Source organism: Nonomuraea sp. C10 (assembly GCF_008017515.1).
GTDB lineage: Bacteria > Actinomycetota > Actinomycetes > Streptosporangiales > Streptosporangiaceae > Nonomuraea > Nonomuraea ferruginea.
In genome coordinates this window covers 2,429,127-2,449,726 of the sequence record NZ_VPFF01000001.1, presented here as the reverse complement: position 1 = coordinate 2,449,726, position 20,600 = coordinate 2,429,127, and the positions used below count along the sequence as shown (strand labels likewise).

20 protein-coding genes and 1 pseudogene are annotated in these 20,600 nt (G+C 70.7%); 13 read left to right on the top strand and 8 right to left on the bottom strand.

Annotated features, from left to right (window positions below):
* The first annotated feature begins 349 nt into the window (after positions 1-349).
* From FR742_RS11120 to FR742_RS11110, 3 genes are read left to right on the top strand one after another with little or no spacing between them, the layout of a single operon-like run.
* On the top strand, positions 350-802 hold the full coding sequence (locus FR742_RS11120) for a (2Fe-2S)-binding protein (RefSeq protein WP_219547344.1): 453 nt from the start codon (positions 350-352) through the stop codon (positions 800-802).
* Positions 799-1,782 carry a xanthine dehydrogenase family protein subunit M gene (locus FR742_RS11115; RefSeq protein WP_148030875.1) on the top strand — a complete coding sequence of 328 codons (984 nt, stop codon included), beginning with the start codon at positions 799-801 and terminating at the stop codon, positions 1,780-1,782. Before FR742_RS11120 ends, FR742_RS11115 begins: the two co-directional genes overlap by 4 nt.
* Positions 1,779-3,956: a xanthine dehydrogenase family protein molybdopterin-binding subunit gene (locus tag FR742_RS11110; protein ID WP_187281088.1), complete on the top strand. Its 2,178-nt coding sequence runs from the start codon at positions 1,779-1,781 to the stop codon at positions 3,954-3,956. The genes FR742_RS11115 and FR742_RS11110 overlap by 4 nt, the downstream gene beginning before the upstream one ends.
* 80 nt (positions 3,957-4,036) lie before the next feature.
* Here FR742_RS11110 and FR742_RS11105 read toward each other — a convergent pair whose 3' ends face one another.
* Positions 4,037-4,873, bottom strand: coding sequence for an alpha/beta fold hydrolase (locus FR742_RS11105; protein ID WP_148030874.1), 837 nt, complete (start codon positions 4,871-4,873; stop codon positions 4,037-4,039).
* A gap of 231 nt (positions 4,874-5,104) precedes the next feature.
* Positions 5,105-5,707 carry a superoxide dismutase family protein gene (locus FR742_RS11100; RefSeq protein ID WP_148030873.1) on the bottom strand — a complete coding sequence of 201 codons (603 nt, stop codon included), beginning with the start codon at positions 5,705-5,707 and terminating at the stop codon, positions 5,105-5,107.
* Positions 5,708-6,368: 661 nt separating this feature from the next.
* Between FR742_RS11100 and FR742_RS11095 the strand changes: the two genes are divergently transcribed.
* Positions 6,369-6,995, top strand: a complete 627-nt coding sequence (locus FR742_RS11095; protein WP_148030872.1) for a DUF6461 domain-containing protein — start codon at positions 6,369-6,371, stop codon at positions 6,993-6,995.
* 19 nt (positions 6,996-7,014) lie between these two features.
* On the opposite strand, the gene vanY-N is transcribed toward FR742_RS11095, so the two are convergent.
* Positions 7,015-7,587, bottom strand: a complete 573-nt coding sequence (gene vanY-N, locus FR742_RS11090) for a D,D-peptidase/D,D-carboxypeptidase VanY-N (protein ID WP_148030871.1) — start codon at positions 7,585-7,587, stop codon at positions 7,015-7,017.
* A gap of 191 nt (positions 7,588-7,778) precedes the next feature.
* Here vanY-N and FR742_RS11085 point away from each other — a divergent pair, with 191 nt between their 5' ends.
* From FR742_RS11085 to FR742_RS11075, 3 genes are read left to right on the top strand one after another with little or no spacing between them, the layout of a single operon-like run.
* Complete coding sequence (locus tag FR742_RS11085; RefSeq protein ID WP_187281087.1) at positions 7,779-8,453, top strand: response regulator transcription factor; 675 nt, start codon at positions 7,779-7,781, stop codon at positions 8,451-8,453.
* A gap of 7 nt (positions 8,454-8,460) precedes the next feature.
* Positions 8,461-9,939 (top strand): HAMP domain-containing sensor histidine kinase, encoded by a 1,479-nt coding sequence (locus FR742_RS11080; RefSeq protein ID WP_148030870.1) that lies wholly within the window; start codon positions 8,461-8,463, stop codon positions 9,937-9,939.
* Positions 9,936-10,427 (top strand): hypothetical protein, encoded by a 492-nt coding sequence (locus FR742_RS11075; RefSeq protein ID WP_222708893.1) that lies wholly within the window; start codon positions 9,936-9,938, stop codon positions 10,425-10,427. The genes FR742_RS11080 and FR742_RS11075 overlap by 4 nt, the downstream gene beginning before the upstream one ends.
* Positions 10,428-10,471: 44 nt before the next feature.
* On the opposite strand, the gene FR742_RS11070 is transcribed toward FR742_RS11075, so the two are convergent.
* Positions 10,472-11,083, bottom strand: a complete 612-nt coding sequence (locus FR742_RS11070; protein WP_148030869.1) for a hypothetical protein — start codon at positions 11,081-11,083, stop codon at positions 10,472-10,474.
* 140 nt (positions 11,084-11,223) lie between these two features.
* Between FR742_RS11070 and FR742_RS46525 the strand changes: the two are divergent.
* Both FR742_RS46525 and FR742_RS11060 read left to right on the top strand, forming a co-directional pair.
* Positions 11,224-11,286: pseudogene (locus FR742_RS46525) on the top strand (hypothetical protein); the annotation flags it as partial.
* A 6-nt stretch (positions 11,287-11,292) separates the two neighbouring features.
* Positions 11,293-11,793, top strand: a complete 501-nt coding sequence (locus FR742_RS11060; RefSeq protein ID WP_148030868.1) for a WD40 repeat domain-containing protein — start codon at positions 11,293-11,295, stop codon at positions 11,791-11,793.
* Positions 11,794-11,962: 169 nt separating this feature from the next.
* Here the strand turns inward: FR742_RS11060 and FR742_RS11055 are convergent, their stop codons facing one another.
* Positions 11,963-12,205: a hypothetical protein gene (locus FR742_RS11055; RefSeq protein WP_148030867.1), complete on the bottom strand. Its 243-nt coding sequence runs from the start codon at positions 12,203-12,205 to the stop codon at positions 11,963-11,965.
* Positions 12,206-12,938: 733 nt separating this feature from the next.
* On the opposite strand from FR742_RS11055, the gene FR742_RS11050 reads away from it, so the two are divergent.
* Entirely contained in the window at positions 12,939-13,703 is a 765-nt protein-coding gene (locus FR742_RS11050) for a VOC family protein (RefSeq protein ID WP_148030866.1), read from the top strand.
* 170 nt (positions 13,704-13,873) lie between these two features.
* Here FR742_RS11050 and FR742_RS11045 read toward each other — a convergent pair whose 3' ends face one another.
* Together FR742_RS11045 and FR742_RS11040 are read right to left on the bottom strand one after the other, a co-directional pair.
* Positions 13,874-14,947 carry a HAMP domain-containing sensor histidine kinase gene (locus tag FR742_RS11045; protein ID WP_222708892.1) on the bottom strand — a complete coding sequence of 358 codons (1,074 nt, stop codon included), beginning with the start codon at positions 14,945-14,947 and terminating at the stop codon, positions 13,874-13,876.
* Positions 14,940-15,614 carry a response regulator transcription factor gene (locus FR742_RS11040; protein ID WP_148030865.1) on the bottom strand — a complete coding sequence of 225 codons (675 nt, stop codon included), beginning with the start codon at positions 15,612-15,614 and terminating at the stop codon, positions 14,940-14,942. Before FR742_RS11040 ends, FR742_RS11045 begins: the two co-directional genes overlap by 8 nt.
* Before the next feature lie 116 nt (positions 15,615-15,730).
* Between FR742_RS11040 and FR742_RS11035 the strand changes: the two genes are divergently transcribed.
* Entirely contained in the window at positions 15,731-16,462 is a 732-nt protein-coding gene (locus FR742_RS11035) for an ABC transporter ATP-binding protein (RefSeq protein ID WP_148030864.1), read from the top strand.
* Complete coding sequence (locus FR742_RS11030; RefSeq protein ID WP_148030863.1) at positions 16,462-18,867, top strand: ABC transporter permease; 2,406 nt, start codon at positions 16,462-16,464, stop codon at positions 18,865-18,867. The genes FR742_RS11035 and FR742_RS11030 overlap by 1 nt, the downstream gene beginning before the upstream one ends.
* Positions 18,868-18,979: 112 nt before the next feature.
* Here the strand turns inward: FR742_RS11030 and FR742_RS11025 are convergent, their stop codons facing one another.
* Positions 18,980-19,411 (bottom strand): MarR family winged helix-turn-helix transcriptional regulator, encoded by a 432-nt coding sequence (locus FR742_RS11025; protein WP_261808473.1) that lies wholly within the window; start codon positions 19,409-19,411, stop codon positions 18,980-18,982.
* 181 nt (positions 19,412-19,592) lie between these two features.
* Between FR742_RS11025 and FR742_RS11020 the strand changes: the two genes are divergently transcribed.
* On the top strand, positions 19,593-20,579 hold the full coding sequence (locus FR742_RS11020; RefSeq protein WP_148030861.1) for an NAD(P)-dependent oxidoreductase: 987 nt from the start codon (positions 19,593-19,595) through the stop codon (positions 20,577-20,579).
* The last annotated feature ends 21 nt before the right edge of the window (positions 20,580-20,600 follow it).

The following is a 20,600-nucleotide window of genomic DNA, read 5'->3' as shown; positions in this document are numbered from 1 at the left end:
CATCATCGTTAACGAAATACTGTTGCCATCGATTACATGTCATCCGGTCACCGGCCGGAAGGCTCTCCCGGGACCAGGGACCGGGCCCTGTCGCAGAGCCGGTTCCGTACGGAGAAGGAGCATGATGATCTTCCACGGCAGCGGATCCACCTCCGAACCGGACGTGCCACCGGGACAACGGACGAAAGCCCCTGAAACGCCCGCGCCCAGCCGTCGTGCGGTGCTCAAGGCCGCCGCGGCGGGCACGGCCGTGGCCGCTGCGGGCGTCGCCGCTCCCGCCGCCGCGACTCCCCCGGCCGCCACCGCTCAGGCGTACGCCGTCGCCCCGGGGGCGTCGGTGGAGGTCGCCATGACGGTCAACGGGCGGCTGCGCAAGGTCGTCCTGGAGCCGCGGGTGACGCTGCTGGACACGTTAAGGGAGCGGCTCGGCCTCACCGGCACCAAGAAGGGCTGCGACCGGGGCGAGTGCGGGGCGTGCACGGTGCTGGCCGACGGCGAGCGGGTCAAGTCGTGCCTGACGCTGGCGGTGATGCGGCAGGGGGCCGAGATCACCACGGTGGAAGGGCTGGCGCGGGGAGAGGAGCTGCACCCCGTACAGGAGGCGTTCATCCGGAACGACGCCTTCCAGTGCGGCGCGTGCACTCCCGGTCAGATCATGTCCGCCGTGGCCTGCATCGACGAGGGGCATGCGGGCTCGGAGGCGGAGATCCGCGAGTGGATGAGCGGCAACCTGTGCCGGTGCGCGGCCTACCAGAACATCGTCGCCGCCGTCGCCGACGCCGCGAAGGAGGTGCGGCGATGAGGGCCTTCGGTTACACGGTCGCGCGCGATCCGGCCGAGGCGGTGCGGCTGGCCGCGACCACCCCCGGCTCGACGTTCGTGGCAGGCGGCACGGACCTGCTGAACCTGATGCGCGACGGCGCGGAGGCGCACGACCACCTCGTGGACGTCAACCGGCTGGACCTCGGCAAAATCACCGTCGGCTCCGGCTCGTTGCGGATAGGCGGGGCGGCCCGGATGCGGCAGGTCGCCGAGCACCCCGGAGTGCGGCGGGAGTTCCCGATGCTGTCGGAGGCGCTGCTGGCCTCGGCGTCCCCGCAGATCCGCACCATGGCCTCGATCGGCGGGAACCTGTTGCAGCGCACCCGGTGCGGCTACTTCCGCGATGCGGCCTCTCCCTGCGCCAGGCGGGTACGGGGCAGCGGCTGCCCGGCGATCAGCGGGCAGAACCGGGGACACGCGATCCTGGGAGGCAGCGAGCACTGCATCGCCACGCACCCGTCGGACCTGGCGGTGGCGCTGACCGCCCTGGACGCGACCGTGCGCCTGCTCGGTCCCGGCGGCGAGCGCGCCGTCCCCATCGCCGGCTTCTACCTTCTCCCCGGGTCCACGCCGGACCGGGAGACCGTGATGCGCCCGGGTGAGCTGATCACCAGGGTGGACGTGCCGCGCACCGCCCTGGCCGGGCAGTCGCGCTACCTGAAGCTGCGCGACCGGGCCACGTTCGAGTTCGCGGTGGTGTCGGTGGCGGCCGCGCTGCGGACGAGGGGCGATGTCGTACGGGACGTACGGCTGGCTTTCGGCGGCGTGGGCACCCGCCCGTGGCGGGACACCCGCGTCGAGGCGGCGCTGCGGGGCCGGCCGCTCACCCGGCAGGCGATCGACGAGGCGGGCCGGATCCTGGTCAGGGACGCGAAGCCGTACGAGGGGAACAGGTTCAAGGTCGAGCTCGTCCAGCGGGCGCTGGTGAGCGTTCTCGGCGAGCTGGGAGGGCTTCGATGAGCGGGCTGGTGGGGCAGGGCGTGGCGCGGGTGGACGGCCGGGCGAAGGTCACCGGCGCGGCCCGCTACGCCGCGGACCAGGAGGTGCCCGGTGTGCTGCACGGCGCCCTGGTGATGAGCACGATCGCCCGCGGCGAGGTCCTGGAGATCGACCGCAGGGCGGCGCTCGCGCGTCCCGGCGTCGTCGCGGTCCACACCCACGCCGACATGCCGCGGCTGAACCTGCCGAACTTCCCGTACAACAGGCCTTTCATCCCCATGCAGGACACGCGGGTGCACCACCACGGGCAGCCCGTCGCGTACGTCGTGGCCCAGACCCTGGAGCAGGCACAGGAGGCCGCCGGCCTGGTGAAGGTGCGCTATCGGGCGGAGGATCCGGTCGCCCGGATGGCCGACGTGCTCGACGAGGCGTTCCTGCCGGACGATTTCCGCGACAGGCCCAACGAGTACAGCCGCGGCGATGCCGCCGCGGCGCTCGGACAGGCCGCGGTACGCGTCGACCGGACCTACAGCAGCCCGATGCAGCACCACAACCCGATCGAGCCGCACACCACCACCGCCGTCTGGGAGGACGACGGCACGCTGATCCTGTACGAGAGCACCCAGGGCGTGGTCTTCGCCCGCAACACCGTCCAGATCGCGTTCGGGATGCCCGAGGGGAGCGTCAGGGTCGTCTCCCCCTACCTGGGCGGTGGTTTCGGCGCCAAGGGCCCCACCTATCCGCACACGTTGCTCACCGCGGCGGCGGCGCGACTCTGCGGCCGGCCGGTGAAGCTGGTGCTGACGCGCGCGCAGATGTACACCTCCAACGGTCACCGCGCCGAGTACCGCCACCACCTCCGGCTCGGCGCCACCCGGCAGGGCGCGCTGACCGCCGTCGTCAGCACCTCGACGGCTCAAGTGACCCGCGTCGACGAGAACGTCTACAACGGCGGTGACTCCACGGTGCGCCTGTACGCCTGCCCGAACGTCCACGTACGGCAGCTGGGTGTGCGGCTCGACCTGCCGACGTCGAGCTACATGCGCTCGCCGGAGACGACCGCTCACTTCGGCCTCGAGACCGCCATGGACGAGCTGAGCTACGAGCTCGGCATCGACCCGGTGGAGCTCCGGATACGCAACCACACCGAGGTCGACCAGCAGCCCGATCCTCCCGTGCCGTACGCCGACAAGCGGCTGCTGGAGTGCTATCGGGCCGCGGCCGAGGCGTTCGGCTGGGCCCGGCGCAACCCCCGGCCGGGCACAACCAGGGACGGAGACGAGTACGTCGGCTGGGGCATGGCCACCGAGACCCACACGCACACCGTCATCCCGTCCCGGGCTCGCCTCACCATCGGCCCCGACGGGCGCGCGACCCTGCGGGCCGCCACCCAGGAGATCGGCACCGGCACCTACACCGTGCTCACCCAGATCGTCTGCGAGGGGCTCGGCATGCCGCTCGACCAGGTCACGACGCTGCTGGGCGACACCGCCTACCCCGACGCGTCCTTGTCGGCGGGGTCGTCCACCATGCCCAGCGTGGCGGCCCCGGCGGCCGACGCGGCGGCGAAGGCGCGGAACGCCGTGATCGCGCTCGCCGTCGCCGACCCGCGCTCCCCGCTGCACGGCGTGCCCGCCGAGGAGGTCGTGGCCCGGGACGGCCGGCTGTCCGCCGGGGGCGACCGCGTGGACACCTACCGCGCGGTCATGACCCGCCACGGCCGCTCCGTCGAGGTGACCGGCGACAAGCGGAACAGCACGCCCGGGCACTCGTTCGGCGCGGTGTTCCTGGAGGTGCGGATCCAGCCGAGGCTGGGCAGGTTGCGCGTGACCCGGGTGGTGACCGCGCACGACCTGGGGCGGGTGCTCAACCACCGGACCGCGCGCGGGCAGGTCATCGGCGGTGTGATGTGGGGGCTCGGCTTCGCGCTGATGGAGCACACGATGGTGGACCCGGCCACCGCCCGGGTCGTCAACCCGAACCTGTCCACCTACCTGGTCCCGGTCTGCGCGGACGCGCCGTCGGTGGAGGCGTTGTTCGTGGACCGGCCGGAACCGGACGCCGAGCTGGCCGGGATCCGCGGATTCGGCGAGACGCCCGGGACCGGCGTGCCCGCGGCCATCGGCAACGCGATCTACCACGCCATCGGCCGGCGCCTCAGGGACGTCCCCTTCACCCAGGACAAACTGCTCTGACCTCGGCGCGCGGGGGTCAGCGGCTCTGTCGAGGAGCTCGTCCGTGGGCCGGCCGTACATGGGTGTCCTACGCCGTGGTTTCAGCCGAGCGGGGTGAGGATGCCGGCCAGTTCGCCGGGCTTGGAGAGGAAAGGCGAGTGGGAGGCGTCGAGCGTGACGACGGAGGTCGGGTTGTCCGGGAACGCGGCGTCGGCCTCCGCGACGAACTTCGCCTGCAGGCCCGGCCGGATGGCCATGTCCCGCGTACAGACGATGTACGTGCGCGGCACCGACCCCCAGCCGTCGCGGGTCAGGGTGGTGGCGCCCAGCATGACGCCGATCGGGCCGTCGGGTGTCAGCAGGCCGGTGGCGGCGTCGGCGAGGACAGGGTCCACGTCTCCGTAGAACGCCTCGCGAAGCCCCTGCCGGTAGACCGCGTCGTCCGTGGCGAAGTCGAGCCGCAGCGCGCCTATGGCGGCCGGGTCACCCTGCAGCAACGGCGCGACCCGGTCGTCGGCGGCCTCGGGAAGCCGTGTGTACGCCGCCGCGGACACGCCCGACGCCGGCATGTACGCGGTGAGGTAGACGGCGTGCGCCACCAGTTCGGGTGTCCGCTGCGCCGTTCGGGTCAGTACGGGACCGGCCGCGCTGTGGGCGACCACCGTGACCGGCTCGCCACCGCCGATCCGCTTGATCTGCGAGGTCAACAACTCGGCCGCCTCGTCGAGAGTCACGTCCGCCACGGGCGAGACCTCGGTCCCGACCGCCTCGGGGGTGTACGGCTGTTCGGTTGACCATCGAGGACGGCGGGCGTACAGCCCATGCCCCGCCATGTCCACCGCGACGGTCAGGCGGCCGCCGGCCACCACATGGGGGACGACTTCGTTCCAGCACCAGGCGCCGTGCCAGAAACCGTGGACTAACACCAGCGTGGACATGAACACTCCTTGGGTGATCGGGTGAACGACGGCCGCGGAGCCGGCCGGAATCAGATGATGGTGAAGGCGGTGAGCGCGCCGATCCAATAAGGATCACCTTTCGCTCGGGCGGCGATCCGCCGTTGCCAAGGGTTCTATCTGATCGACTACGCCACCGGCGGTTTGGTTCATCATCACATCGACGTTTTTCAGGCTCCCGACGTCAAGGCGCGTGGGAGGGCGTGGACCCCGCTAGCCTCTGGTGATCACACCGCAGGCGATGCGGCTGCCGGAGTCGCCGGCCTTCAGAGTCTCGGCGTCGGGCCCGGCCTCACCTTCCGCGTTCCGGTAGCGGTCGGGGATGTTGGCGTAATTGTCGGCCAGGGAGTGGATCATGATGGCGCTGCCGTCGCCGTCGAAGAGCTGTGCCACCTGGAAACGGTCGGTCACCGATGAGGCGGTGGCGGTGCCGTCCGCGCCGACCAGCAGGTTGGGCAGGTCTCCGGTGTGCCGGTCGTGCGGTTGCGAGCCCAGGTCGAAGTGTCCTCCCGCACTGAAGAAGGGGCTGCCGGTGTCGGGGTCCTTCGACTGCGCGTCGCAGACGCCCTTGGCGTGGACGTGGAAGCCGTGAAAACCGGCCGGCAAGTTCGTCACCCCGACCGTGATCCTGGACTTGCCGTTCCCGGCGTCCTCCACCTGGAGCGAGCCGACCGTCTGGCCTTCGGCATTCTTGATCACGGCACCGGCCGGCGCACCGTCCCGCGCCGGCATCATCGCTCCCAGCGCGGCCGCGCTCAGGGCGACCACTCCCACGCCCAGCATCACGACCAGAGCCAGACGAGCCTTTCGTACCATCGGAAGTCTCCCCCTGTGTGGCGTCTTCCCCAGGTGAAGACGACGGCGGCACCGTTGGACGCGAGAACGGCGAGCCGCGATGTCCAAGGGGCCTCGCCACAGAAATCCCCCCGGCTTCGTCCACTGCCCCGATGCCGGAGGTAAAAGTTCGCCATCGCCAGAGCGTCCGGCTCGAAGCCTTGGGAACTCGTCACAGAAGTGCCGTCAGGGCTCCCCTGAGACGCGGGGATACCCTGACACTGGACCGCTCAACGGCGGCGTCGTCTACTGCGGCGGCGTCGGCGTGACGCTGATTCGCCGTTTTCGAAGCCGTCTCCCGGCTCCGGCTGCACCAAGCGGATGGACGCGCCGACTAGGTAGTAGCGGATAGCCATGGTCATCCCCCCAAAGCGATCGGCGGCTGGGAGAGCACCAGGCCCACAGTCGGGTACCGCTTCAGCACCCTCCCGTAGGTACAAACCCAACGGCTCGCCCGTACCTTCCCCAGATATCCCCTGAACGGGGCTGCTGGCTGGGCTTTTACCAGTCGGGTCCCGGGCTGCGACAACCGGTTCCCGCGCGTGACTTCTTCGGTGTGAAAAGATCACGGCCATCGACAGCACTCCGTAACCCACCACCTGGAGAAGGCGTCTTGGGGAACGCCCCAGGTCGAGAGGCAGCCATGCGGTCACGAACCTATCTGTACGACCTTCTCGTCTCGACGATCTTCACCGAGGGACTCGACGAAGACGACCTGTGGATGCTGGGATTCTGCGCCCTGTGGATCAAGGGTACGGACCTCGACACCCTCGCCCCGGCCTTCCGCCTGGACCTCGCCACCCGTACCCCCTGCTACCTGAGCGAGATCCTCGACCACCACATCGACGACGGCTCCCGCTGGGTGGCCGAGGTCAACGGGTGGATCGGGATCGTGCCGGGGCCCTACGACGATGACGCGCGATTGCTGTCCGTCACCCAGGGCGGCCGTCAGGCCATCAGCTTCAGCATGGACATCCACGGCAGGGAGTACTTCAAGTACGCCCGCGACGGGCGCATGATCGTCTCCTTCGAGCCCGACTCTCCTGATCGTAGATTCGGCGACGATCCGCACGCGCTCGACCACCTGATGGACGGGCTGCGCTTCGAGATCACCGATGACAACGTCGACCCCGTGGAAGCGCACGAGAGCGTCAGCTCCGCCTTGGCACTGATCGGACGGATCACCGAAACCGACCTCGCCACCGGCTGGTTCCAGGCGCGGCACTCGCGCATCCGCGACCTCGACACGCCTTCGTACCCCGACGGCTGAACGTCCTGACGGACAGGGGCTACATCTGGTCCCCGTTCTCGGCCATGGGGTTCACGCCGGGGTGGGGGCGTCGTGGCAGTGGCGTGCCGCGGCGGTCCGGGCGGTGCTCGAAGTGCCACCACTCGTTGTCGTAGACGCGGTAGAGGTCGTAGCGGGCGCCGTGCTCCTCCAGCCAGCGCGCGCCTTCGCGGGGGCGTACGTCCAGCGCGATGCCCTTGACGTGGCCGGATTCCGCCGGCGGTAACACGAGCATGCGGGCCGAGGCCGGGGAGCCGGAGCGGCGTACCTCCTCGTCGAACATGCGTTGCTGGACCTGGGGGTCGCGGTATCCCGAGGTGAGGCCGACGAGCTGGCCGTGACGCCAGAGCGCCTCGGTGCGTGCCGCGGTGAACGCCGCCATGGCGCCGTCGGTGAGCCCGGTGAGGTCCTCGGCGGGGAATCGCATCCCCAACGCCCAGCGGCACGCCAGTTCGCGGGCACGGCCCGGATGGCGGACGAACCCCACGGGCAGCAGGAGCACGGCGAGCACCAGCGTGACCGCGGCGAACAGCCGGTCACGGGGCCGGAGTGGGATGGTTCGCGGTTCGTTCATGACGAACAACGATCGGCGCCGGATGCGCGCGCGCCGTCCGCCGCATGTCACCGTTCGTCGACGGCGGCCGGCGCCGGGTGCGACCGTGATACAACCATGACACGGTGCTGACGAGGCGGGGACACGGCTGGCCGACAGTGGAGGGATTGACCGGCGGGCGAGGTACGGAGCGTGCTGTGAAACTCGGCGGCGTGTCGCGAGTGTTGCTGATCGAAGATGACCCGGCCGTACGGGAGGGCCTGGAGCTGGCCCTGACCCGGCATGGACACCGGGTGCGGGCGGTGGAGTCCGGCGAGGAGGGGCTGGACCGGCTGCGCGTGGACCTTCCCGACGTCGTCGTGCTCGATCTCATGTTGCCTGGCATCGACGGGTTCGAGGTCTGCCGCCGCATCCGGGCCGCCCGGGAGGTGCCGATCATCATGCTGACCGCGCGCGGCGACGACATGGACGTGGTGGCCGGGCTGGAGGCGGGCGCCGACGACTACGTGGTCAAGCCGGTGCAGCCCAGGGTGCTGGAGGCACGCATTCGCGCGGTTCTCCGGCGGATCGGGCGGGACCAGGCGGAGCTGGAGCGGTATGGGGACCTGACCATCGATCGCGCCGGGCTGGTGGTCGCCAAGCGCGGCGCGCCTGTCAGCCTAGCCCCGACCGAGCTGCGCCTGCTGCTCGAACTCTCCGGCACGCCCGGCCGGGTGCACAGCCGCCAGCAGCTGCTGGAGTCGGTGTGGGAGCACGGGTACTTCGGCGACTCGCGTCTCGTGGACGCGTGCGTGCAGCGGTTACGCGCGAAGATCGAGGACGACTCGGCGGCGCCCGTCTACGTTCAGACGGTGCGTGGGTTCGGGTACCGGTTCGGGCCGGTGTGAGCCGCCGGTGGCACGGTGGCCGAGCCTGGGGTTGCGTGCCCGGCTGTTGTCCGCGTTCGCCCTGCTGTGTGTGGTCACCGCGGCAGGGGTGGCCGGCGGGATCTACGTCCATGCCCGCAACGACATCCTGCAGCGGACCCAGGATGCCGCGGTGGAGGCGATGCGGAGCCGGCTGGAGGCGCTCTACCCCTTGCGAAGTGCGACGCCGGGCCCGGCCGAGCTCGGCGAGATCGCCCGTGCCATGACCGACCGGAACAGCTCCGCGGTCGCCTTCTACCAGGGTGCGCAGTCACCGGCCGGCCCGCCGCCGGGACAGGCGGTGCCGGGCCGTCCGCCGCGTGCGCCGGGCCTGGCTCCCGGAACGATCTCACCCGAGCTGCGGCGGACGGTGGCCGAGGGCGGCATGGCGTGGCAACGCGTGGTGTGGCAGGGCGAGCCCTTCCTGATCATCGGCGCGCCTCTGGTGATCACCGAGCCGGACCGGACGACGCGGGTGTCGGGCATCGAGGTCTACACCGCCCACAGCCTGGTTCCCGAACAGCGCAGCATCGACGGGCTCGCCGCCTGGGCCTGGCTCACCGGCGGGGCGGCCCTGGTGTTCGCGGTCGTCCTGGCGTCGCTGGCCACTCGTGGCGTGCTGCGCCCGGTGCGCGAGCTCGGCCGGGCGGCGCGCCTGCTGGGCGAGGGCGACCTGCGGGCCAGGGTCGCGGTCCGAGGCTCCGACGAGCTGGCCGACGTGGCGCGCACGTTCAACGACACCGCCGCGGAGCTGGAACGGCACGTCGAGCAACTCCGTGAGATGGAGGCCGACTCGCGCCGGTTCGTGGCCGACGTGTCCCACGAGCTGCGCACCCCGCTGGCCGCGCTCGCCGCGGTCGCCGACGTCCTCGACGAGGAGGCGGCCGGGCTGCCCGAGCACGCCGGCAGGGCCGCCAGGCTGGTCAGCCAGGAGACGCTCAACCTCACCGGGCTGGTGAACGACCTCATCGAGATCAGCCGGTTCGACTCGGGCGTCGCGACCCTCGCGCTGAACGAGGTCGACGTGGCCGAGCTGGTGCGCGCGACCCTGCGTGCCCGGGGCTGGTCGGAGTCCGTGCACACCGAGCTTCCCCCCGGGGTGACGGCGCGCCTGGACCCGCGCCGAGTGGACGTCATCCTCGCGAACCTGGTCGGCAACGCCCTGCGGCACGGCGAGCCGCCGGTGTCGGTACGGCTTTCCGCCGATCCGCGGTGGGTCGCTCTCGAGGTCCGCGACCACGGACCGGGGCTGGACGAAGCGGTGCTGCCGCACGTGTTCGACCGGTTCTACAAGGCCAGCGCGGCCAGGGCCAGGTCGGAAGGCAGCGGCCTCGGCCTCGCCATCGCGCGGGAGAACGCGCGCCTGCACCGAGGTGACCTCACTGTCGTCAACGCCCCGGACGGCGGCGCCGTGTTCACGCTGCGCCTGCCCTGCCGGACCCACGATCCGGACGGAGGCTCCGCGTGAGGACCGGGCCGGCCCGCCGCGTGCTCGCCGCGGGTCTCGTAGCGCTCGTCGCCGTGGCCGGCTGCGGTGTGCGGCCCAGCGACGTCATCCCCGCCGGCGACCCGCCGAGCGGAGGCGTCGCGCCCACCACGACGATCACCCTCTACCTGGTGAGGAACGGCCGGCTCCTGGCGGTGACGCGGCCCGGACCGGGTGGTCGTCCACTGTTCGAAGCGGACACGCTCGCGCTGCTCGCGGCCGGACCCACCGCGAGGGAACAGGCGCGCGGATTCACCACCGACGTCCCGTCCGAGGCCGGCCCGTTCTCGGTGACCGCCGAGCCGGTCGGCCACGTGACGGTGACCCTGTCCACTCCTGCCGGCGAACTGTCCCCGCTGGCCGTCGACCAGATCGTGTGCACGGCCGGCGCCACGTCGCCGGAGAAGCTCCTCCAGGTCACCGTCGTCGGTGCCGGGCAGAGCGTCGGCCCCCGGACGTGCCCGGAGTGACGGCTGCGCCCTGTCACGCTCGCGCATGACAGGGCGGGCGTAGCTCAGTGGTGCACCGTGATGTTCCCTCCGGTGACGGTCTGAGGATCGAAGCGGTCGATGTCGAACTCGTCGACCCGCCGGTTGTCGTACGCCGGCGGGCCGCCCGGGTACGGTGCCTGGCTGAGCGGCCACACGACCAGACGCAGTCTGTCCGGCTCGTCATGGCCGTACAGGACGAAGCCGTACCCGCTCCGACCGGCCACGGTCGCCTTGCCCTTGACCGCCGCCTTGCCGTCCGGCGTGATCACCAGCCACTCGAGTTCGGTGGCGTCGAGGTCGAAATCGGTGCCGGTGAGGCGGGCGCTCACCTTGCCGCCGCCCGGCGCGGCGAAGGAGTCCGTACGACCGTCGTCCCAGACGATCGCGCAGGTGTGGGTGTCGTTGGCGCCCGGATCGGTGAAGGGCGCCGTGAGGCTGACCGGCGTGCCCGCACGATGGACGGACCACGGCGCGGGACCGGTGATGGACGGCCGCGGCGGCGCGTTGCGCAGCCGGACCCGCGCCGAGTCGCTCACCGGCGCGTTGACCCCGTCGCTCGCGGTGAGCGTGACGGTGAACGTGCCGTCGTGGGGTGGGTCCTGGCGCCGCCCGGCTTGGGCGGGCAGCCCGGGCATCCGGCGAACTGGTCCACCTCCCACTGTCCGACATTCTCCGGCCATCGGCGAAGTGACTTGGCCCCGGCACGCTTCGGCGTCGACCCACGCGGCCGAGGACGGCGCCGACACCTCCACCTGCCGGGTCTCCAGAAGCGCTCATCGCGTTCAGCCCTGACGGCCGCACCCTCGCCACCGGCGCCAACGACAAGACGGTCCGCCTGTGGGACGTGACGACTCGGACCGCGACCGGGGAGCCGCTGACAGGCCACACCAGTGTGGTGCGTGACGTCGTCTTCAGCCATGACGGAAGGCTGCTGGCCAGCGCGGGCGACGACAAGACCGTTCGCTTGTGGGACATCCCCGACCGCAGGCTGATCGCCACGATGACGGGCCACACCGGCGAAGTCCTCAAACTGGCCTTCTCCCCGGACGGCCGCGAACTGGCCAGCACATCCCTGGACAAGACAGTCCGGTTGTGGAACACGGCCGATCGGTCGACGACGACGATCCTCAGCGCGGGCACCGGCTTCGCGGGCGTCGCGTACACCCCGAACGGCCTGATGACCGGCGGAGTCACCGGCGACGTCCTGCTGTGGACCACCGATCCGGAGCGGGTGGCCGGGCAGGTATGCGCGGCCACCCGCTCCGACCTGTCCGACCAGGAATGGCACAGATACGTGCCGACATGGCCGAAGCCAGTGCTCTGTTCCCCCGATGACCACGGCTGAGGTGGCTGCCGAAGAGGGCCACGCTGGCTCAGCAGGGCGAATCCCAGTACACCGCGAGAGCTACGCCGCCACCGCCGCTTCCGATGCCGGGGTGCCGCTGGCCGAGGTCCAGGAGCTGTTCGGCCACACCGCCGGCCACCACCCAGCGTTACAGCCGTTGCCGGCTCGGCTACTGGCCGACCTTCGCGCACGTCGCCCAGGGCCGGATCCGGACCACCTCGTCGCTCACGTTTCTCACACGCACGTGCCAGTACGTGTTGAAGGGACCGGTACCCATGTCCGGGATCCGGACCTCGGCATCACTGTAAAGCTCACGGGTCTCCTCAAGCAGCTGGTACCGGCCCCCGATGACGATCTTGCCCGGCGGGCACTGCGCGGTGGAGTTATCGGAACCGCCGGGGGCGATGGACACCGTCGACCCCATCACCGTCTCCACCTCCGACAGACCGGGAGCCCCGCGATCCCCCTGTGGTCCCTGGGCACCGATGTCTCCCTGCGGGCCCGCGGGGCCGACCGGGCCGGACTGGTTCCAGGTGATCTCCCGCTCACGGACCCCGCAGACGCCTCCGCTGGTGGGAAACGGCGTGGGGCTTACCGTGGCGATCGACTGCGGCGCTGTCGACTGCGGCAGGGCCCCCGGGGGGATCCTGACCGTCCCGTCTTCCCGCACACAGGCAGTGATCACTCCTGTGTCCGTGTTCTGCGTTGACGCCACGGCCATCCCCGTCGCCCCGAGACAGAGTCCCGCCAGCACTCCGGCCGTCAAACCTACGCGAGCGCGCATGACATGTCCTCCCGTTATGGTTACGGCCCCATCATGATCAATGGATCTTGTGGGGGACTTGCACGCCACAAGGAGCGTCCTGAAGACCAGGTCGGCATTGCCGGCTCACCCTTTTTGCTTCGAGCCGGCCACACAAGGCCGGATACGTGCTCCCCAGAGAAATGAGAATGATCCTCGCCGCGCTCCCGACGTTGCTGCCCGCCGTAGGCGCCGGCCTGTTTACGTGATCGTTCGTACCTCTTCTCGGGAAAGCGTGTCACCCGTGTCTTCGCAGGTAGTCATGCCACGCTTGGAGCCACGAGTGGAGTTGCCTCCCGCTCCGCGAGGCTGTCCACCCTCACATGGCGATGAAGGAGCACCGATGCTCACCACCCGGTTCGTGCCCGGCTCACCGTGCTGGGTCGAGCTCGACAGCCCGCACCTGGAGACCGCCGAACGGTTCTACGGCGGCCTGTTCGGCTGGGAGTTCGAGGAGCAGGTGCCCGAATACGCCTTCTGCCAGCTCGGCGGCAGGAACGTCGCGGGAATCGGCGCGCTTATGGGAGAGGCGGTCACCACTGCCTGGACCCCCTACTTCCTGGTGTCGGACTGCGAGGCCACCAGCCAGACGGTCGAGCGGGCGGGCGGCACCGTCCTCATGCCGCCGGTGGACATGGCATCCCAGGGACAGATGGCACGGTTCAGGGATCCGGCCGGCGCCGAGTTCGCGATCTGGCTGCCCGGCGACGTGCCGGGCGTGGACCTGGTCAACGAGCCTGGCTCGATGGCCTGGATCGAGCTCCGCGAGTCCGACACTTCGGCCGTCCGCGGCTTCTACAAGTCTGTCTTCGGCTGGCGGTTCGAGGACGCGCGGATGGGTGATGTGACCTATCAGCTGATCTCTCCGTTCGGCAGCGCGCCGGGCACCGGCTCGTCTGTGGCAGGTCTGGCGCCGCTCGCACCCGGCGACCGGCCCCACTGGCTGACCTACTTCGAAGTGCCCGACTGCGACGCGGCAGTGGCCCGGTGCCAGGAGCTCGGCGGCACGGTCCGCAGCCCGGCGGAGGAGGTGAAGGGCGTGGGCCGGATGGCATCCCTGTCCGATCCGCACGGTGCCCGTTTCGCCGTCATCACCAGCTCCGGCTGACGCACCGCGCCGGGCCGGCGGGTTGGGCGGAACCGCACTGCCGGCCCTCGCCGCCTGGGGCGTGAGCCGTGCTCGAAGCACCGGGGACAGCCTCCCGCCCGAAGTCCGTACTCACCTCCGGTATCGACAGGCGACGCTGATCGACGGGCGATTGGTTCTGCAGTCGCAGCTCATCGATTGCACGCGGGTAGTTGAACGGCGATGCCGAGCCCGCCCGCGGGGCGCGCGACGATGGTGAGTGTTCCGTCGTGCGCGTGGGTGATGCTCTTGACGATGGCCAGGCCGAGTCCGACGCCCGCGTGGTCGTCGCGTACTCTTCCCGTGCCGCGCTGAAACGGTTCCGTGAGTGCCGGGACCACCTCTGGAGACAGCTTCTCGCCGGTGTTCTCGACGGTGAGCGCCTCAGGGCCGATGCCGGTTCTGATCCACACGGTTCCCTGTACGGGCAGGTTGTGCACGATCGCGTTGTGCACCAGGTTCGTCGCCAGTTGCAGCAGGAGCGCCTGCGACCCCTCAACCGGGGTGATCTCACCTGAGGTCTCGATGGTGACACCGCGTTTCTCCGCGAGCGGGAGCAGTGTCTCGACGGCCTCTTCCACGACCAGGGACAGGTCGACGCGTTCCCGTACGAAGGATCTCCGGTCGGCGCGGCTGAGCATGAGGAGCGCCTCGGTGAGGTCGATCGCCCGGGTGTTGACGGCGTGCAGGCGTTCGACGAGTTCGCCGGTGTCACGGTCGGGATCGCGGCGGGCCACGTCGAGAAGCGTCCGTGAGATCGCCAGCGGGGTGCGGAGTTCGTGTGAGGCGTTGGCCGCGAATCGCTGGTGCTCGGCGACGTGTGCTTCGAGCCGTACGAGCATGGCGTCGAAGGCGTCGGCGAGTTCGCGGAACTCGTCCGCGCGGCCGGGCAACCGGATCCGGTGGGAGAGCGATCCGTTCGCGGCCATGCGCGTGGCGTCGGTGATGCGGGTCAGGGGGGCGAGCATGCGTCCGGCGAGAAACCATCCTCCCAGCAGGCCGAACACCAGCAGGAACGCCATCACCGCGGCCGCCGCGGGGGCGAAGGCCCCCAGGAGGAGGATGCGGTTGGGCGCCACGTAGAGAAGGGCGGGCCAGCCGTCGGGCACGTACCGCAGGAGGAACACCCACACGGCGGCGAGCAGCAACGCGCCCGCGAGCATGAGGAACCCGGCGTAGCTGAGGGTGAGCTTGAGCCGGACGCTCGTCCCGCGCGCCCTATCCACCCTCGTCTCCCACGTCGATGCGGTAGCCGACGCCGGGCACGGTGGCGATGAGCCACGGTTCGCCGAGCCGTTTGCGCAGCGCCGAGACCGTGATGCGGACGGCGTTGGTGAAGGGGTCGGCGTTCTCGTCCCAAGCCCGCCGCAGGAGTTCTTCCGCGCTGACGACACCGCCTTCGGCGGCGACGAGGACTTCCAGCACGGCGAACTGTTTGCGGGTGAGCGCGACGTAGCGGCCGTCGCGGTGGACCTCGCGGCGGAACGGGTCCAAGCGCAGGCCGGCGATCTCGCGTACGGGCGGCCTGTTGTGCGCGCGCCTGCGGTCGAGTGCCCGGAGGCGGAGCACGAGCTCCTGGAAATCGAAGGGCTTGGTGAGGTAGTCGTCGGCCCCGAGCCCGAACCCGGAGGCCTTGTCGTCGAGCCGGTCGGCGGCGGTGAGCATGAGGATGGGCATGCCGCTGCCCGAGGCCACGATGCGCTTGGCGATCTCGTCGCCCGAGGGGCCGGGGATGTCGCGGTCGAGGACGGCGATGTCGTAGGCGTTGACGCTCAGCAGCTCCGTCGCGGTGTCGCCGTCACCGGCGATGTCGGCGGCGATCGCCGCCAGGCGCAGCCCGTCGCGGATGACCTCTGCCAGGTAGGGCTCGTCCTCGACGATCAACACACGCATGCACTCGATGCTAGGAGCCCGGGCGTATCGCCGGCGTATCGGAAACCGCATACGCGCTGACAACACCGCGCCGCCTTGACTACGGGCATGGCCCACAGCGAAGCGAGGACCCGGCAGTGACCGGCTCACGGCATGACCCGGCCGCGCGGCTTCCCCGGACGGCCGCGAGCCCCGGCGCCGTGGCCGCCCGCGCGCGGAACCTGACCAAGACCTACGGCCGGGGCGAAACCCAGGTCCATGCACTGCGCGGCATCGACCTCGACCTCCCGCGAGGCGGGTTCACCGCGATCATGGGCCCGAGCGGATCGGGTAAATCCACGCTGATGCACTGCCTGGCCGGACTCGACCAGGCCAGCGGCGGCACCGTCACGGTGGCAGGCACCGACCTCGGATCGCTCGACGACGACGCGCTCACGATCTTCCGCCGCGAGCACGTCGGCTTCGTGTTCCAGTCGTTCAACCTGCTGCCGATGCTCACCGCGGGCGAGAACATCGTGCTCCCGCTCGAACTGGGCGGCCGCCGGATCGACGACGCTGCGCGGGAACGCGTCCGCCTGCTCGCCGACATCCTCGGCGTGGCCGACAGGCTCGCGCACCGGCCCGCGGAGCTGTCCGGCGGACAGCAGCAGCGGGTCGCGATCGCGCGCGCCCTGATCACACAGCCGGACCTGCTGTTCGCCGACGAGCCCACCGGAAACCTGGACAGCACCACGTCGGCGGAGGTGCTGGACCACCTGCGCCGCTCGGCACGCGAACTCGGCCAGACCGTCGTGATGGTCACCCACGAGCGGGACGCGGCGGCGTACACCGACCACGTGGTCACCATGCAGGACGGGCGGATCGCCTGATGCGTGCCGTCTTCCTCGCGTCGCTGCGCACGTACAGCCGCAGGTACGTCGCGGCGGCGGTCGCGGTCACCGTCGCCGTCGCCTTCGTCGTCGTGGTCGGCATGCTCTCCTCCGGCGCGCGAAGCGGGCTCATGGACGGCTTGGGGGCGCCGTACCGCAATGCCGAGCACGTGGTCTCCCCCGAGGGGTGGCCGTCGTCCGAGCTGGACCCGGAGGCCGTGATCGCCTTCACCGAGCGGCACGGCGAGAACGCGTCCGCGATCGGCCGGGCGACGCTTCCGGCGCACGCCGGGAGCCGGAAGCTCTCGGACACGACGACCGTAGGGCCGATCGCCACCTCGCAGGTGTGGCGCTGGCAGGAGCTCAGCTCGGGCCGTTTCCCTGCGCGTACGGGCGAGGCCGCGGTGGACGTGTATGCCGCCTTGGCCGAGGACCTCGCGGTCGGCGACCGGATCACGATCGGGGTGGGAGCCGCCGCGGCCGACGTCCAGGTGGTCGGTCTCGTGGAGTCGCCCTCTCCCCCGGCCCAGGCCTCGATGTACGTCACCTGGCCCCAGTTGCTGCTGTGGCGCGACCACCTCCATCTGGGCTCGGTGGCGGTGCGCGGCGAGGTGGGCCCGCTCCCTGAAGGCGCGAAGGCGCTGTCGCCGGAGGCGTTCACCGCTGAGCGGCTGACCCACGTGCAGAACAGGGTCGACAGCCTGTCGGTGATGTTGCTGTTGTTCGCCGGCATCGCGCTCTTCGTCTCGATCCTCGTCATCGCGAACACCTTCTCCATCCTGTTCGCGCGACGACTCCGCGACTTCGCGCTGCTGCGCTGCGTCGGCGCGACCCGGCGGCAGGTGGTGCGTTCCGTACGCCGCGAGGCGGCCGTCGTCGGCGTGCTCGCGTCGCTGACCGGGACACTGGTCGGCGTCGGTCTCGGCCACGGGCTGATCGCCCTGATCGACGCCCTCGCGTCCGCCGTGCCGATGGGCGCCGCCGAGCTGCCCGTGCCCTGGCTGCTGGGAGGGTTCGCCGTCGGCCTGGCGGTCACCATGGTCGCGTCCTGGTTGCCGACCCGGCGCGTGATCCGGGTGAGCCCGCTGGCGGCGCTGCGCCCGGACGCCGGGGTGGACGCGCGCACCCGCACCGGCCTGGCGCGACCCGCGCTCCTGCTGGTCATCGGACTGGCCCTGCTGGGGGTGGCGATGGACAGGAGCAGCACGGCGCTCATGCTGGCAGGCGGAGGATCGGTGTTCGCCGGGGTGTTGCTCTCCGGTCCGGTGCTCGTCCCCCGCCTGGTCCGGATCGCGGGCGCGCCGCTCGGCCCCACCGTACGGCTCGCGGCCGAGAACGCCGCACACCATCCGCGCCGGACCGCCACCACCACCGCCTCCCTGCTGGTCGGCGTCACCCTGACGAGCGCCGTACTCACCGGGATGGCCACATGGCGGACGTCCTTGAACGAGCAGATCGGCAGAGACCACCCCATAGACATCACGCTCACGTCGCCCAAGGGTCCGCTCACCACTGACCTCCTCACCCGGATACGTCGCACTCCCGGTGTGGAGCGGGCGATTCCCGTGTATGGCGCCGTGGCCCAGGTGGCCGGGCTCCACGACCCCATCCCGGTCGTCACCGCGCCCACCGCCGGGCAGGTGGCCCGCGACGGCGGAGTGTTCGCACGGGTCGAGCCAGGGAAGATCAGAATTGATTTTGACGCCTTCGGCAAGGGCCTGACTCCGCGGCCGGGTGACCGGGTCACGGTGCGCGCCGGCGACCGGCGAATCCAGCTGCAGGTGGCCGTCGGCACCGGCTGGGGCCCGGCCGGCGTGGTCGCGCCCGAGACGCTGGCGACGCTCACCGACGCCCCCGAGCCGCGTGCCGTCTGGATCCGCGCCTCCACCGGCGCCGACCCGGCTCGGCTCGGCGCCGACCTGGACGAGCTGTCCGATCCCGTCGGCGCGACGATCGAGAACGGTTTGCGCACCTGGGAGTCGCTGGACCAGCAGCTGCAGATCTACACCTGGTCAGCGCTCGGCCTGCTCGGCATCGCCATCGTGATCGCCCTGATCGGGATCGCGAACACCCTCGGGCTCTCCGTGCTCGAACGTGCCCGCGAACACGCGATGCTGCGCGCGCTCGGGCTCACCCGCGGGCAGCTCCGGCGGATGCTGGCGGCCGAGGCCGTCCTGCTGTCGCTGGTGGCCACCGTGCTCGGCACCGTGCTCGGCGTCGGTTTCGCCTGGGTCGCCTGCGAGACGATCGTGAAACCGGCCCTCCGCGACGCCACCATGCACATCCCTTGGCTGTCGCTCGGCGTCGTCGTCCTCATCGCCGCCCTGGCCGGACTCCTCGCCGCCGTTCTCCCCGCACGCCGGGCCGCCCGGGTGAGTCCGGTCGCAGGACTGTCACTCGGCTGAGGGTCTACGGATGACCGGAGGTTCAGGGAAGACGTAGACCACCTGCGCCTTCGCGGTCGCAGATCATCGGCGGCGAGGCGCTCCGGCGATCCACGCGCAGGCAAGGCCTTCTTCAGTCGCCGGCGGCCGGCGCCTCGTCGGCGCTGAGCGTCCGCAAGATGTCGACCAGTGTTGACAGTTGCTCGGCGGTGAGTGGCCTGAACAGCTCTTCCGCCGCCAGTTCATAGCCGGCCGTCCAGTCCTGAGCCAGGGCGGCCCCTTGCGCCGTCACTCGAAGGAGTACGGACCGGCGGTCGTCCGCGCTGGTCTGGCGTTCGAGCAGTCCGTCGCGGACGAGCGCGTCGACCAGGGTGGAGGCGGTCCCCTGCGCGATGCCGACCGCGAGAGCGAGCTCGGTGAGACGAACCGGCTGCGACCGCGCCACCTCCACCACCAGGCGGGATCTCGGTGTCGACACCCCGTGCTCGCCCAGACGCTCGTTGAAGTGACGTACGAGAACCTTCGCCGTACGGCTGAACTCGTCGGCGACCTGTGCTGCGGTCACGCCCTTGTCCGCGTGTGGCATCGCCCACCTCCCACTTGACGCCCCCATCGTACGGGAGGTTACATAGACGTAGATGCATTGATATCAAACTATTTGGTGCCGATGCATTTGAGGTGGCTGAAGCCGCCTTCAGAACTCAGGGCGCGCGATAAGTGTGCGCTCAATCACAAGGAGTGAACACATGAAGATCTTCATCACCGGCGGCAGCGGTTTCGTCGGCGGAACTCTCCTCCACCGACTCGTCGCCGAGGGACATGAGGTCATGGCACTGGCCAGATCAGGCTCGAGCATCCAGCGGGTACGTGCGGCCGGCGCCGAACCCGTGTCCGGCGATCTCGCCGAGCTCGGCCGGGCCGGCTCCCCGGCGCCGAAGTGGCTCGCCAAGCTGCGCGAGGCCGACGCGGTCGTGCACGTCGCGGCGTACATGGAGTTCTGGGGGCCCGACTCGCTCTTCGAACAGGCCAATCACGTGCCGACGGCCGCCCTGCACGCCGCGAGCGTCGCGGCCGGGGTGCGACGCTTCGTGCTCATCAGCGCCGCGTCCGTCTCCACGGGCAGCCAACGCCGTCCCGTCGTCGACGAGTCGACGCCGGAGGGCCGGCCGAACATCGCCTACAGCCGGGTCAAGCTGGCCACCGAGCGCGCGCTCCTGGAAGCCCGCAGCGGGAAGACCGAGCTGGTGGTGCTCCGCCCGCCGTTCATCTGGGGCCGCGGAATGACGACGATCAACGAGATGGTCGAGGTCGCCGAGGCCGGACGGTTCGCCTGGATCGACGACGGCAAGCACATCGTCGACTTCGTCCACGTCGAGAACCTGGCCAGTGCCGCGATCCTCGCGCTCACGCGGGGCCGCCACAAGGGGGTCTACTACGTGACGGACGGCACGCCGATGCCCATCCGAGACTTCCTCACCCCCTTGCTGGCGACCCGCGGCGTGGATCTGTCCAAGAGCCGCAGCGTCCCCCTGGCGATGGCGGCGCCCATGGCGGCGATGATGGACCGCACGGCACGCCTGCTTCGCCGGAAGACGGCGCCGCCGCTGACGAACTGGCTCGTCAGCTTCACCGGCCGTGACCGTTCCTACGACATCACCGCCGCCACGAAGGAGCTGGGCTACTCGCCTGACGTGACGCTGGAGAAGGGCCTGGCGGAGATGAGCTTCTCGTGAGGTGACGACGAAGAGCCCGTA

Excerpts from the sequence above, each read along its gene's own strand:
- FR742_RS11120 (WP_219547344.1), top strand. The coding sequence starts at position 350 with ATGACGGTCAACGGGCGGCTGCGCAAGGTCGTCCTGGAGCCGCGGGTG.
- FR742_RS11115 (WP_148030875.1), top strand. The coding sequence starts at position 799 with ATGAGGGCCTTCGGTTACACGGTCGCGCGCGATCCGGCCGAGGCGGTG.
- FR742_RS11110 (WP_187281088.1), top strand. The coding sequence starts at position 1,779 with ATGAGCGGGCTGGTGGGGCAGGGCGTGGCGCGGGTGGACGGCCGGGCG.
- FR742_RS11105 (WP_148030874.1), bottom strand. The coding sequence starts at position 4,873 with ATGTCCACGCTGGTGTTAGTCCACGGTTTCTGGCACGGCGCCTGGTGC.
- FR742_RS11100 (WP_148030873.1), bottom strand. The coding sequence starts at position 5,707 with ATGGTACGAAAGGCTCGTCTGGCTCTGGTCGTGATGCTGGGCGTGGGA.
- FR742_RS11095 (WP_148030872.1), top strand. The coding sequence starts at position 6,369 with ATGCGGTCACGAACCTATCTGTACGACCTTCTCGTCTCGACGATCTTC.
- vanY-N (WP_148030871.1), bottom strand. The coding sequence starts at position 7,587 with ATGAACGAACCGCGAACCATCCCACTCCGGCCCCGTGACCGGCTGTTC.
- FR742_RS11070 (WP_148030869.1), bottom strand. The coding sequence starts at position 11,083 with ATGCCCGGGCTGCCCGCCCAAGCCGGGCGGCGCCAGGACCCACCCCAC.
- FR742_RS11050 (WP_148030866.1), top strand. The coding sequence starts at position 12,939 with ATGCTCACCACCCGGTTCGTGCCCGGCTCACCGTGCTGGGTCGAGCTC.
- FR742_RS11040 (WP_148030865.1), bottom strand. The coding sequence starts at position 15,614 with ATGCGTGTGTTGATCGTCGAGGACGAGCCCTACCTGGCAGAGGTCATC.
- FR742_RS11030 (WP_148030863.1), top strand. The coding sequence starts at position 16,462 with ATGCGTGCCGTCTTCCTCGCGTCGCTGCGCACGTACAGCCGCAGGTAC.
- FR742_RS11020 (WP_148030861.1), top strand. The coding sequence starts at position 19,593 with ATGAAGATCTTCATCACCGGCGGCAGCGGTTTCGTCGGCGGAACTCTC.